General features: G+C 62.6%; 10 protein-coding genes and 1 pseudogene. 5 read left to right on the plus strand and 6 right to left on the minus strand.

Annotation, left to right across the window (positions count from 1 at the left end):
- Positions 1-3 precede the first annotated feature (3 nt).
- Entirely contained in the window at positions 4-885 is an 882-nt protein-coding gene (locus IVB28_RS09215; protein ID WP_247525757.1) for a radical SAM protein, read from the plus strand.
- On the opposite strand, the gene IVB28_RS09220 is transcribed toward IVB28_RS09215, so the two are convergent.
- The 4 genes from IVB28_RS09220 to IVB28_RS09235 form a co-directional block, all read right to left on the minus strand.
- On the minus strand, positions 823-2,001 hold the full coding sequence (locus IVB28_RS09220; RefSeq protein WP_247525758.1) for a glycosyltransferase family A protein: 1,179 nt from the start codon (positions 1,999-2,001) through the stop codon (positions 823-825). The genes IVB28_RS09215 and IVB28_RS09220 overlap by 63 nt on opposite strands.
- On the minus strand, positions 1,998-3,116 hold the full coding sequence (locus IVB28_RS09225; protein WP_247525759.1) for a glycosyltransferase: 1,119 nt from the start codon (positions 3,114-3,116) through the stop codon (positions 1,998-2,000). The genes IVB28_RS09220 and IVB28_RS09225 overlap by 4 nt, the downstream gene beginning before the upstream one ends.
- A gap of 99 nt (positions 3,117-3,215) precedes the next feature.
- Positions 3,216-3,644 carry a heme-binding protein gene (locus IVB28_RS09230; protein ID WP_247525760.1) on the minus strand — a complete coding sequence of 143 codons (429 nt, stop codon included), beginning with the start codon at positions 3,642-3,644 and terminating at the stop codon, positions 3,216-3,218.
- Entirely contained in the window at positions 3,637-6,645 is a 3,009-nt protein-coding gene (locus IVB28_RS09235) for an FAD-binding and (Fe-S)-binding domain-containing protein (RefSeq protein WP_247525761.1), read from the minus strand. The genes IVB28_RS09230 and IVB28_RS09235 overlap by 8 nt, the downstream gene beginning before the upstream one ends.
- Positions 6,646-6,849: 204 nt before the next feature.
- Here IVB28_RS09235 and IVB28_RS09240 point away from each other — a divergent pair, with 204 nt between their 5' ends.
- Positions 6,850-8,049: an aminotransferase class V-fold PLP-dependent enzyme gene (locus IVB28_RS09240; RefSeq protein WP_247525762.1), complete on the plus strand. Its 1,200-nt coding sequence runs from the start codon at positions 6,850-6,852 to the stop codon at positions 8,047-8,049.
- Positions 8,050-8,095: 46 nt separating this feature from the next.
- The gene (locus IVB28_RS09245) at positions 8,096-8,893 is read left to right on the plus strand and encodes an enoyl-CoA hydratase/isomerase family protein (RefSeq protein WP_247525763.1); all 798 of its coding nucleotides are present in this window, start codon (positions 8,096-8,098) and stop codon (positions 8,891-8,893) included.
- A 724-nt stretch (positions 8,894-9,617) separates the two neighbouring features.
- Here the strand turns inward: IVB28_RS09245 and IVB28_RS09250 are convergent.
- Entirely contained in the window at positions 9,618-10,346 is a 729-nt protein-coding gene (locus IVB28_RS09250; protein ID WP_247525764.1) for an outer membrane protein, read from the minus strand.
- Positions 10,347-10,525: 179 nt separating this feature from the next.
- On the opposite strand from IVB28_RS09250, the gene IVB28_RS09255 reads away from it, so the two are divergent.
- Positions 10,526-10,756 carry a hypothetical protein gene (locus IVB28_RS09255; protein WP_247525765.1) on the plus strand — a complete coding sequence of 77 codons (231 nt, stop codon included), beginning with the start codon at positions 10,526-10,528 and terminating at the stop codon, positions 10,754-10,756.
- Between the two features lie 166 nt (positions 10,757-10,922).
- A pseudogene (locus IVB28_RS09260) lies at positions 10,923-11,655 on the plus strand (IS5 family transposase).
- A 39-nt stretch (positions 11,656-11,694) separates the two neighbouring features.
- Here the strand turns inward: IVB28_RS09260 and IVB28_RS09265 are convergent.
- Positions 11,695-12,189: a hypothetical protein gene (locus IVB28_RS09265; protein ID WP_247525766.1), complete on the minus strand. Its 495-nt coding sequence runs from the start codon at positions 12,187-12,189 to the stop codon at positions 11,695-11,697.
- Between the last annotated feature and the right edge of the window lie 475 nt (positions 12,190-12,664).

Here is a 12,664-nt window from a genome sequence, read left to right on the forward strand (position 1 = left end):
TTGGTGAGCTTTCTTGCGCAACTGTCCCGGCTGTTCGGCAACGGTTCGCCTCGCAGGGAGCTCCGTCGCCTGAACCGGCTCGAACTGCACGTCACCCACGCCTGCAATCTCGCCTGCGAGAGCTGCTCGCACTACTCCAACCATGGCCATGCCGGCAATATCGATCTGGTGGAGGCGGATCGCTGGATGGCAGCATGGAGCGATCGTCTCGAGATGGAGGAGTTCTGTCTGCTCGGCGGCGAGCCGACGGTTCATCCGCGCCTGTCCGAATTCGTGCCGCTGGTCAGGCGGCATTGGCCCGAGGCACGCATCCGCATCGTGACCAACGGCTTTCTGCTGGCCCGGCATCCGGATCTGCCGATCAGGATGAAGGCTGCAGGCAATTGCGATATCGCGCTGTCGGTCCACCACGACGCGAGCTCTTATCGGGAGCGGTTGCAGCCGAGCATGGATCTGCTTGAGCGGTGGCAGAAGGAGCACGGCACGGTCGTGCACACCTGGCTGTCGCATGGGGTATGGACCCGTCGTTACGTCGGTTCGGGCGCGGCTATGTTGCCGTTCGAGGACGGCAATCCGCGGCGGAGCTGGCAGATCTGCCCGGCGCGGCATTGCAAGCAGCTCTTCGAGGGCAAGATCTGGAAATGCGCGCCGCTGGCCTATCTTGGGCTCCAGAAGACGAAGTACGACCTCTCGGAGAAGTGGGATCCCTATCTTGGCTACGCGCCACTCGATCCGTCGGCAACGGACGACGAACTGGATCGATTCTTTATGCTTGAGGACGAGCCTGCGTGCGCGATGTGCTCGGCCGAACCGCGCAAGTTCTCATTGCCAAATCCGTTGCGCGGAGCGTCGGAGTCGGCGCCGCAGTCGACCGGATCGAGTTAGCGCGGTCGGCGATCCAGCCGCGACCAAGCTTGGCGGCAATGCCATATTGGCTGCGCCAATGGTCCTCTCCCAGACGGCGCGATCGAGCTCATGCTGTGCCGCAAATTCGAAGAATTCTTCGTTCGACATCAACTGCCAGGCGATCGAATAGTACAATTCTCCACCGAACATGCCGACAAGATCACCGTGTCGGCTGGCCAGTACTTGCTGGGCTATGCCGCGCAGGATGCGGAACCGCTCGGTTTGATCGCGAACCGCATTCGGTGTCTGGCCGCCAAGAATCGCGCGATTGCTGAAATTGTTCTTGCCGTGGCGGCGATGGGCGCCATGCGCTGCGTCGATGACGAGGGTTCCGCCGACGGAATGGGCGAGGCGGCCGTAATAGCTGTCGATGCTCTGAATCCGCACCTCGTCAGCCTCAGCCATCGTCGGCGCCAGCGCCTGGATCAGGCTGGTGCGGAACATGAGGCCGCTCGTCGCGCTCCATATCCATCGATCGAGCAGCCAACTGCTCCACCATGCCGGGACGTAGTGCAGCCGAAACCGGAGCGGCTCCATCTGCAACGGCAATTCGGCATTCCAGCTCCGTGCGCGCGCGAGGTGCGACCAGGCGGTATCCGGCTCGAATTCGCGCCATTTCTGATGCCAATGACAGGTCCCGGCCAGCACCTCGCCGGCAGCATCGATCTGCACCTGATCGCTGACGCTCAGTGCCGCCGAATTGAGATCGTTAAGGTGGGCGGCGACATGCGTCGATATGAATGTTGGAAAGAGAAAGTCGTCGGCATCGAGAAAAGTAACGAAGACGCCCTTGATCTCATCGAGAACGTCGAGTGCGTTCAGCACCTGGCCGCGATTGGTATCCCTGCAGAGCAGCCGGAACGATCCGCCGTTCAGGCGCTCCAGCGTCGCCTCGATCGCGGCGCGTGATTGGTCGCTCGAGGCGCAGTCAACGATTACACATTCGATGTTGTCATAGTCCTGTGCAGCGACCGACCGAATGCATTGCTCGATGAAGTCCCCGTAATTGTGATTGATGATCACGACGGAGACCCGAGGAGATTTGACGGCGATCGTCCCCGGCTGGCGCACGGGTGTGGCGACAAACTGATTCATGCCTGCAATTCCAGTCCGGCCGCGCGCGGCGAGGGTCCAGGGATTTCGCCGGTGTGGCGAAGCTGGCGCTCTGCCGCCGCGCAACGTCGATCGCCGAATTCTTGCGCGATGTCGTCGCGCCGGTCGGCCAAGGTCTTACGTGCGACCGCCAGTGTTGCATTGAACAGGTCGGCTCTGTCGAAGCGGCCGCTTGCCGCCTGGCCGCCGAGCACGCCGTTGTTGCTCCAGGTATTGCTGCCATGCCTGCGATAGGCGCCTTCGGCTCTGTCGATCAGGAGCGTGCCGCCGAGGCAGTGAGCAAGGCGCGCATAATAGGAGTCGATGCCTACGTGCGCCGGGAAGCCGTCGTGATCGCCCACCGCCGGCGCCAGGGCCTTGGCCACCCTCGTCTGAAACATGATCGAACTGGTGCTGCCCCAGATCCAGTGCTCCATCGCCCAGCTATTCCAGTCAGGCGGGACGTAGCGGGCGCGGCAGGACGAGGTCGGATCTGGGCTCGCCAATTCGTGCCATTTCTGATGCCAGTGGCAGGTCCCCGCCAGCATCTGGCCTTCGGCGTCGATCTGGATTTGATCCGTTACGCTCAGCGGGGCGGAAACGCCGCTCGCCATGTGAGCAGCGAGGTGGGTTGCAACGAACGATGGAAACAGCAGATCGTCGGAATCGAGACAGACGAGAAAAGCGCCGCGAACGTCAGAGAGCGCCGAGAGCGCGTTGGGCAGATGGCCGCCATTGACGTCGCGATGACGCACGCGGAAGCGCGACGACGGCAGACCGGCCATCGTGGACTCGATCACCGCGCGTGAATTGTCGCTCGATGCGCAATCAACGACGATGCACTCAATGTTGGGGTAATCCTGTCGTGCGACCGACATCAGGCACGGCTCGATGAACCTGCCGTAGTTGCAATTGACGATGATGATCGTGACGAGCGGCTCAGCCGCTGTCGGCAAGTCGTTCCACTCGGTACGGCTTGTCGAGGCATCTTTCACGGACGGCACAGTCCCTCTGCGATCGGCCGGTCGATGCTCGGCCAGAAGCCGATGGAAATCAACGGAAAAGCAAGAGCTGTGGCGATAGGAACTGGTCCCGGATGGCGCCGAGGGTCGCGCCAAGCGCCATCCTATGACAGGCTCCGCGCGACCCCAGGGGGTTGCGCCTGAGGCACGAGAGCTCCCTACGAAGCTTTCGCATCCCATTGAGGCTAGAGCCCCTTACCCCGCATTCGCCTTCAGCCCCGCGGCCTGGATACCCGCGAGTGCGCAGGCCTCGTCATTGTCGGAGGTGTCGCCGGAGACGCCGACGGCGCCGAGCAGCGTCGTGCCGTCCATGATCAGCACGCCGCCGGGGACCGGCACCAGCGCGCCCTTGGCCATGGTGTTCACGGCGTCGATGAAATAGGCCTGCTCCTGCGCGCGCTGGAATAAAGCGCGCGAGCCCATGCCCATCGCGAGCGCGCCATAGGCCTTGCCGTGCGCGATCTCGGCCCGCATCAGGCTGGTGCCGTCTTGCGCGGCGGCGAGCTTGAGCACGCCGCGGGCGTCGAGGATGGTGACGACCAGCGGCTTGAGCTTGAGTTCGCCGGCTTTGGCAAAGGCAGCGTCGAGGATCTTGCGGGCGGTGTCGAGGGTGAGGTCAGCCATGGCTGGTTTCCTTTTCAGCGAGGGAGGTGGAATTGGTCTTGGCGCCGTCAAGGCTCATCGCCAGCACGCGCGCGACGTGAAGCGCTTCGCGCTGGGCGCCGTCGTGAATCTGGTGTCGGCATGAGGTGCCGTCGGCAACAATGAGCGTATTTTGCCCCGCGCGCCGCACTGCGGGTAGTAGCGAGAGCTCGGCCATCTCAATCGAGGCATCGTAGGTGTCCGCGCCATAGCCGAAGGCGCCCGCCATGCCGCAGCAGCTCGAGTCTATGGTCTCGACGGTCAGGCCGGGGATCAATCGCAGCACCTGCTCGACCGGCTTGAAGGCGCCGAAGGATTTTTGATGGCAATGGCCGTGCACCATGGCCTTGTCGGCGACGGCGCCGAGCGGCAATTGCAGCCGGCCCGCCCCGGCCTCGCGCACCAGGAATTCCTCGAAGGTGAGGGCGTGGGTGCCGACAGCCTCGGCGTTATCGTCCTTGCGGAGCGAAGCGAGCTCGTCGCGCAGTGTCAGCAGGCAGCTCGGCTCGAGGCCGACGATCGGCACGCCGCGCGCGGCAAAGGGTGCGAAGGCAGCCACCAGCCGGTCAAGCTCGGCCTTGGCTTCGTCGATGAGACCGGCAGAGAGGAAGGTGCGGCCGCAACAGAGCGGGCGGCTGCCGGCCAATGGCTTGGGCAGATGCACACGATAGCCGCCAGCTGTCAGCACCCGCAGTGCGGAGTCGAGATTTTCGCGCTCATAGACGCGATTGAAGGTATCGGCGAACAGCACGACCTCGTGGCCCGTCTCCGGACCAATCGCATCCGCGGGCGGCGCAAACACGTCGCTGCGGAAGGCGGGTAGCGCCCGGCGCGCGCTGATGCCGGCAAAGCGCTCGAACAGCTTTCGCAGCAGTGGGCTGCGGTTGCGCAAATTCGCCAGTGGCGCGAAGCGCGAGGCGAGGCCGGCATAGCGCGGGAGATAACCGACCAGGCGGTCGCGTAGCGTCAGCCCGTGGGAGGCGACGCGTGCGGCGAGGACTTCGATCTTCATCTTGGCCATGTCGACGCCGGTCGGGCACTCATGTCGGCAAGCCTTGCAAGAGACGCAGAGCTTTAGCGTGTCCATCATCTCGTCGGAAGAAAGTGCGCCCGCGCCGAGTTGGCCAGAGATCGCGAGCCGCAAAGTGTTCGCTCGCCCTCGCGTGACATCCTTCTCATTGCGCGTCGCGCGGTAGGACGGACACATCACGCCGCCCTCGAGCTTGCGGCAGGCACCGTTGTTGTTGCACATCTCGATCGCGCCCTGGAAGCCGCCGCCGGCGCCGGGCCATGCGGACCAGTCGAGCTTGGTCTTGAGCTCGCCGACGCGATAGTCGGGCTTGAAGCGGAACAGCGAGCGGTCGTCCATTTTGGGCGCGTCGACGATCTTGCCGGGGTTGAGGACGCCGTCGGGATCGAAGCGCTGCTTCACCTCCCTGAAGTCGGCAACTAGGCGCTCGCCGAACATGGTCTCGTGGAATTCGGAGCGCACCAGGCCGTCGCCATGCTCGCCGGAATGCGAGCCCTTGTATTCGCGCACCAACGCGAAGGCTTCTTCAGCAATGGCGCGCATCGCCTTGACGTCTTTTTCCAGCTTCAAATTCAGCACCGGGCGCACATGCAGGCAGCCCTCGGACGCATGCGCATACATCGTGCCGCTGGTGCCGTGCCTGGCGAACACCTCGTTCAGCCGCGCGGTGTAGTTGGCCAGATGCGGCAGCGGCACGGCGCAGTCCTCGACGAAGGAGACCGGCTTGCCCTCCTGCTTCATCGACATCATGACGTTGAGGCCGGCGGCTCGGAAATCGGCGATGCCGCTCTGCAGCGCCGGCTCAATGATCTCGACCACGCCGCCCCATTTGCGCTTGTCGTTGTTCCAACCGAAGCCGAGATCACCCATCAGCTCGCCGAGCTGCTTGAGGCGCGTCACATTATCAGCCTGGTCCTCTTCGGCGAACTCGACCACCAGCACGGCGTCCGGATCGCCCTTGATCGCAGCAGAGATGATGGGCCGGAACATCGCGATGTCGCGGCCGAGCACGATCATGGTGCGGTCGACCAGCTCGACCGCGATCGGCTTGAGTTTCACCAGATGCTGGGCCGCGTCCATCGCCTCGTAGAAGCTGCCGAAATGACAGACGCCGAGGGCCTTGTTGCGGATCACCGGCCACAGCTTCAGCTCGACCTTGGTGGTGAAGGCCAACGTGCCCTCGGAGCCGACCAGGAGATGGGCCATGTTGTTGCGCACATTGCGCGGCACCAGCGCATCGAGATTGTAGCCGCCGACGCGGCGCTGCACTTTTGGAAAGCGCGCCGCGATCTCGTCGGCCTCGCGCATCCCGAGATCGAGCATGTCGCGGAACAGGGCGCGCGCGCTGTCGTTCGCATCGAGATCTGAGAGATCGCGCGACACCTCGCCGAAGCGGCTCAGCGTGCCGTCGGCGAGCGCCGCCTCCATCGACAGCGTGTTGTCGCGCATGGTGCCGTAGCGCAGGCTGCGGCCGCCGCAGGAATTGTTGCCGGCCATGCCGCCGATGGTGGCGCGCGACGCGGTGGAGACGTCAACCGGAAACCACAGGCCGTGCTTCCTGAGCTGGCGGTTGAGGTCGTCGAGCACGATGCCCGGCTCGACGACGCAGGTCCGGCCCTCGACGTCGAGCGACAGGATCCGGTTCAGGTGCTTGGAGAGATCGACGACGAGCCCGTCATTGACGGTCTGGCCGCATTGCGAGGTGCCGCCGCCGCGCGGGGTGACCTTGTGTCCCTCGTCGCGGGCAATCGCCAGCGCCAGCAGGGCCTCGTCCATGGTCTTGGGCACGACCACGCCTGATGGCACGATCTGGTAGAACGAGGCATCGGTGGCGTAGCGGCCGCGACTGAAACGGTCGAACAGGACGTCACCGGTGATTTCCCGGGCCAGCCGTGCCGCCAGACGGTCCGTTTGGACCGATTCCGGTGATTTTCCAGCCACTTCCGCCGCCATAATCCGCTCTCGCCTGTTCGCCGGCACCGTCTTGCCTCCCGTCAGGGCCCTTGGCAAGCGAGCCCTGCTTCTTGTGCATTGACGGACCTCGTCGGGCGAGGGACAAGCCCGGCGAATAATGATATGCGAGCGGCTCGCCGGAGCTCTCAATTCGGCCAACCGACGTTAGAGGCAAGACAGCCTCAAAGACCGGGAAGGACGCTGATGACCGTGCACAGTGGAAGGCATTTCCTACAGATTCCAGGACCGACCAACGTGCCCGACCGGGTGCTGCGGGCGATGGACATGCCGACGCTGGACCATCGCGGTCCGGAGTTCGCCGAACTCGGTTTCGCAGTTCTCGCTTCTATGCAGCGGGTGTTCCGCACCACGCAGCCGGTGATCATCTTCCCCTCGTCCGGCACCGGCGCCTGGGAAGCGGCGATGGTCAACGTGTTCTCGCCCGGCGACAAGCTCCTGATGTGCGAGACCGGCCAGTTCGCCGTGCTCTGGCGCGGCATCGCCGACAAGTTCAAGTTCGACGTCGACTTCATCCCGAGCGACTGGCGCCACGGCGCCGACCTTGTGGAGATCGAGAAGCGCCTGGTCGCCGACAAGCAGCACGCGATCAAGGCGGTCTGCGTCGTGCACAACGAGACTTCGACCGGTTGCGTGACGCCGCCGCTGGAGGTGCGCAAGCTGCTCGACCGCGTCAAGCATCCGGCGCTGCTGATGGTGGACACCATCTCCGGCCTCGGCTCGATGGAATATGAGCACGACGCCTGGGGCATCGACGTCTCGGTCGCCGGCTCGCAGAAGGGGCTGATGCTGCCGCCCGGTCTCGGCTTCAACGCCGTCTCGGAGAAGGCGCTCAGCGTCGCCAAGGCCAACCCCGGCATGCGCTCCTACTGGGACTGGCAGGAGGTGATCAACTTCAACAAGCTCGGCACCTTCCCTTATACGCCCGCCACCAACCTGCTCTACGGCCTGCGCGAAGCGGTGAAGATGCTGGAAGAGGAGGGGCTGGAGAACGTCTGGACCCGCCACAAGCGCCACAGCGCGGCGACGCGCGCCGCGATCAAAGTCTGGGGCCTGGAGACGCAGTGCGCCGACCCGGCTGCGCACTCGCCGGCGCTGACTGGCGTGCGCGTGCCGGATGGACACGACGCCGACGCCTTCCGCAAGGTGGTGCTGGAAAACTTCGACATGTCGCTCGGCACCGGTCTGAACAAGGTCAAGGGCAAGGTGTTCCGCATCGGCCATATCGGCCATTTCAACGATCTGATGCTGATGGGTACGCTCGCCGGCGTCGAGATGGGTCTGGACCTCGCAAAGATTCCGCACCGAAGCGGCGGCGTCTTGGCGGCCATGGACGTCCTGAAGGGACGCGACGTGGTCCCGATGGCCAAGGCTCAGGTCGCTTAAACCTCGGGCAAGGCTAAAGCCGACTAAACGAAGAAGAGAGCGCGCGATGAACGCACCGACAGCCGCCAACGAAGACCTGCTCTACTCCGTCACGGACGGCATCGCGCGGATCACCTTCAACCGCCCGCAGGCGCGCAACGCAATGACCTTCGCCATGTATGACCGCATGGCGGAGATCTGCCTGGAGATCAACGCCGATCGCTCGATCAAGGCGCTGATCCTGACCGGGGCCGGCGACAAGGCGTTCGCCTCCGGGACCGACATTTCCCAGTTCCGTGCGTTCAAGACAGCGCAGGACGCGCTCGACTACGAGGCGCGGATCGACCGCGTGCTCGGCACGCTCGAGCAGTGCCGCGTGCCCGTGATCGCGGCGATCGCGGGCGCCTGCACCGGCGGCGGCGCCGGCATCGCCGCCTGCTGCGACCTCCGCATCGGCACCGAGACGACGCGGATCGGCTTTCCGATCGCGCGCACGCTCGGCAACTGCCTGTCGATGTCCAACATCAGCCGCGTCGTCGCGCTGGTCGGTCCCGCCCGCACCAAGGATCTGATTTTCAAGGCGCGCCTCGTCGAGGCGCAGGAAGCCCTCGCGCTCGGCCTGCTCAACGAGGTCGTGCCCGACGTCGAGACTCTGCAGCGCCGCGCCGACGAGACCGCCAAGCTCGTTGCCAGCCACGCGCCGCTCACGCTGGAGGCGACCAAGGAAGCGGTGCGCCGCATCCGCCGTACGCTGTCGCGTGAAGAGGGCGAGGACCTGATCCTGAAGGCCTATATGAGCGAAGATTTTCGCGAGGGCATGGACGCCTTCCTCAACAAGCGTACGCCGAACTGGAAGGGCAAGTAGTTGGCTATCTTGCCGTCCCAGCAAAGTATCCCTCTGCCTCGCCGTCCTTAGTGAACCTGGGGCAGACGCAAAAGCCCCCCGGTGAGCTGCGAGTTGGACACATGACCTCTGGTGTTCCCGAGGGCAGTTCGGAGGCATTCACGAGGCATTGCGATTTAGGTTTTAGATCCTGTGGCACGCTCTTTGAGAACACGGCTGTACCAGCGCCGGTTAGGATCAAAACGACAAGGACTCCTTGAAGGAAGCTCATGTGTAGTCCTTATAGCGATGGCATGCGAATTGAATGGTTCCCCAAAAGGAACGAGCAACATCATCGAATAGCCACGCGCTACGATAATTCAAGCGCTGACTACCTTGCTTTTCCTGCTCGCCTAATCAAGCTATGGCTAGGCGCTAGCAAGTCGAGTCCTAGGCCGTGTACCCATGAACCTGGCGGCGTGATGCGACTAAAGCAGTGTCTGCTTTGCGCCTATAGCGACCGACTTCGGGCGGCAGCGCAATGTGTCGCGATGGGCCAAAAGCTGACGTGGTGCACTGCTTAGCCTGTCCCGATTTCGCTGCTGGCTTCCCTGCGCATTGAGGCATTCCCGGCCGCCGATAACTGAGCGTGTAAAAGCCGCGAGGCAAGGGCGGGACCTCCTGAGGAGCTATCACCACCAGACAACAAAAAGCCCCGGACGAGGCCGGGGCTTTGAGCTGCTGGATTTTGAAAAGGTCTGGCAGATCAGTACTTCGCGACGACCGGGCCGCCGAAGCGATAGCTGACACCCGCACGCACGGTGTGGAATACCGGATCATGCTCGTACGAGAAGGCGGGGAACGCCACGGTTGAGTTGTTCCGGAAGTTGCCGAAGTCGGTGTAGCGATACTCGACACGAGCCGACCAGTTGGGCGTGAAACCGTATTCCCAGCCGGCGCCGACGGTCCAGCCGGTGCGAGTGGTGGAGACGGTCTCAAACAGAGCGTTCGCGAGCACGTAGGTGTGGTCCATATCGGCCCAAGCCGCACCACCCGTCACGTAGAGCAGCGAATTGTCGAAAGCGACGCCGAGGCGGCCGCGGATAGAGGCCTGAGCATCGATCCGGAAATCCGTGCCGTTGAGGTTTCCAAGGCGATAACCGCCCCTGACGTCGGCGCCTTCGATGTCGCCTTCGAGACCGAAGACGAACTGGCCGAACTGCCAATTGTAGCCAACGTGACCACCGCCAACGACGCCGTCAGCGTTGAAGCCCTGGACAAAACCCGTGGGAAGGCCGGTTGCGTCGGTGAACTCACGGGTGCTGTTATCGCCCCAGGCGTAACCGACCTGCGCACCGATGTAGAAGCCGGTCCAGTTGTAAACGGCGGCGACGGGCGCGGGCGCCTTAGTGTAAGGCCGGGCAGCCAGATCGGCCGCTGACGCGCCGGCGGTGCCGAGGATGAGAGCGGCAGCGGCGATGGCGAGCTTTTTCATTATCTTCCCCAATCTTCAGATATGGAATGCGAGTATTTGATGAGGCAGTATAGCTCATGAGTCGCCCTACGGGTGTCACCTGTACGCCACAGCTGCCCGCAATATGAGCAGTGGCCTCACATCCCGCCACTCGGTCACTGCTGATCACCTCGCTAAGAAGCTGAACCAGGGAGACTGACTTGAAGGTCAACCTGCCCAATACGGACCTCAAGACCGTGCAAACCATTGTCAGCCATGAGCTCAAAGACGAGCGCGGCCGGCCTGTTGGCCAATACCTATTTGGAAAGGGCCAGGGTCGAACTGTCTTCCTATTTGGGAAGTACAAGGGGACTTTTAAGACTCACGCTGAATGCCAAGCATTCATCGATGGTGTGCTGGCGGTGATTGGCGAGCCCCACGGTCATCCTTGATGCTCAGGGGGCGATGTCCGCTCGGGGTCATTTTCGACGCATTTGGCAGAGATTGAGGACTGGGTTATGTCCACTCCTGTCCGTAAGCGCCGTATCAAGAGCGGGCCAGGAGCGTTGCGTTTGGCCGGGCTGCCGTGTTCAAACTCCCGAACTGGGGGCTCGAATCATGCGCTACGAACTCGCCGACCATGAATGGACCGCCATTAAGCCGATGCTGCCGAACAAGTCGCGCGGCGTTCCTCGGGTGAACGACAGACCGGGCCTGAACACCCTGGCGTGATCTGCCGACGGCGTTTGGCCCATACACCCCTTGCTACAACCGCTTCGTTAGGTGGCGGCGAGCCGGTGTTTGGGGCCGTATCATAGAAGCGCTTGCCACTGCCCATGATGCCCCTGTCCAGATGATCGACACCTCCATTGTCCACGTGCATCAGCATGGGGCCTGCATCACAAGGAGCCAGCGTCAATCGATGGGAAGGTCCCGCGGCGGCTTGACTAGCAAAATCCATGCGGTCGTCGAGGGCAATGGTCTGCCGGTACGGCTGGCACTGAGCCCGGGTGAGGCCCGTGACGTTCGGCTCGCCGGAAAACTGCTGTCTCGTCTGAAATCCCGGTCAATGCGACTTGCCGACCGTGGCTATGATGCGGACTGGATCAGGGAGCTTGCCATGAAGAAGGGCGCGTGGGCCAACATCCCGCCGAAAAGGAATCGCAGCTATCCGATCTGCTTCAGCCCCTATCTCTATCGTGCTCGCAACCAGGCCGAGCGGTTCTTCAACAGGATCAAACAATGTCGTCGGGTGGCGACGCGCTACGATAGGCTCGCCGCCAACTACCTCGCATTCGTTCAACTCGCGTCAATCAGGCTATGGCTGCGCGTTAATGAGTCCGCGTCCTAGATAGATGCCGTAGAACCGAATATGTGAGAGAGTATTAGATCATTCTTCGCGACGACAAGTATTCCGCCGCGTCTGTGTCTCGCGAGTTTCTTGATAACTCGTCGCTTGATCTATGAGACGCATCGTGGATGAGCGTCCGAACTGCTCGGCAATAATTTGGGCGCGACTGGCGATGTTGTGCTGAGTGGCTTTTAGGACTCCAGCATGTTGGGCGCGCGCAAAAACATCACATACCTCGGAGAGGAAGTTCGGCGCGTACCCATACGCCTTAACGCCCTGCTTGGTGCGAAATTCGATAAGGTTGGCCATCCTAACAAGGTCTTCGCCAATAAAGGGCTTCAGACCCTGCACCGTCAAAAAGGCAGGGAGATTGGCGCCGCTCCTGTAAGGCTGGCGTCCTTTGGGTAGGCGAATGCGGCCTAGGCCCAGCAAGAAGCCGCTCTGAGTGATCACGCGCTGCCCGTTGTCGAGGACCGCAACCTCAATCTCGATGGTTCCGAATCGAAGGACGCCTTCATGCGTCGCTTGCGGCAAGTGTCTCGCCCAGCGGGCTCTGGCGGCCTTCCGAGCAATCTCCCTACGCTCGTCACCTGATAGCGCGGCCGCTCTTGCGGTGCCGCCGGCGGCTCGGGCAGGTACTCCCCACTGCACTTTCCAGCGTGTTCTTTTCCGCTCGGGGGCGTGGTTCAGGTTTACTTTTGTACGCGTATTCATATTTCAGGAATATGATTGGATCAGAAAATTGCAAGCGCCGGGTAGCAGCAAAGATGAAGGAGGTGAAAGCGATTTTGTTCGCACAATGTTACGCCGCGAGCAATCCCGGATCATTCAATAGGGCCTTGACGCGCGCAGGGGAAGAGCAGTGCCAGACTGCTGTGCAGAATGCTTTGAGCATTGCGTCCTTACATCTGATTTGTGGAACTGGCCGAAACCTTGCCGTGAGAGCTTGGGCAACGCTTAGTGCTTGGTAGACATTCCGCTCCCGATAGAGCTTTGGACCAAACAGGCT

The sequence above is a fragment of the Bradyrhizobium sp. 199 genome (assembly GCF_023073355.1).
GTDB lineage: Bacteria > Pseudomonadota > Alphaproteobacteria > Rhizobiales > Xanthobacteraceae > Bradyrhizobium.

Coding starts and splice junctions, on each gene's coding strand:
- IVB28_RS09220 (WP_247525758.1), bottom strand. CDS start 2,001: ATGAATCAGTTTGTCGCCACACCCGTGCGCCAGCCGGGGACGATCGCC.
- IVB28_RS09230 (WP_247525760.1), bottom strand. CDS start 3,644: ATGGCTGACCTCACCCTCGACACCGCCCGCAAGATCCTCGACGCTGCC.
- IVB28_RS09235 (WP_247525761.1), bottom strand. CDS start 6,645: ATGGCGGCGGAAGTGGCTGGAAAATCACCGGAATCGGTCCAAACGGAC.
- IVB28_RS09240 (WP_247525762.1), top strand. CDS start 6,850: ATGACCGTGCACAGTGGAAGGCATTTCCTACAGATTCCAGGACCGACC.
- IVB28_RS09245 (WP_247525763.1), top strand. CDS start 8,096: ATGAACGCACCGACAGCCGCCAACGAAGACCTGCTCTACTCCGTCACG.
- IVB28_RS09250 (WP_247525764.1), bottom strand. CDS start 10,346: ATGAAAAAGCTCGCCATCGCCGCTGCCGCTCTCATCCTCGGCACCGCC.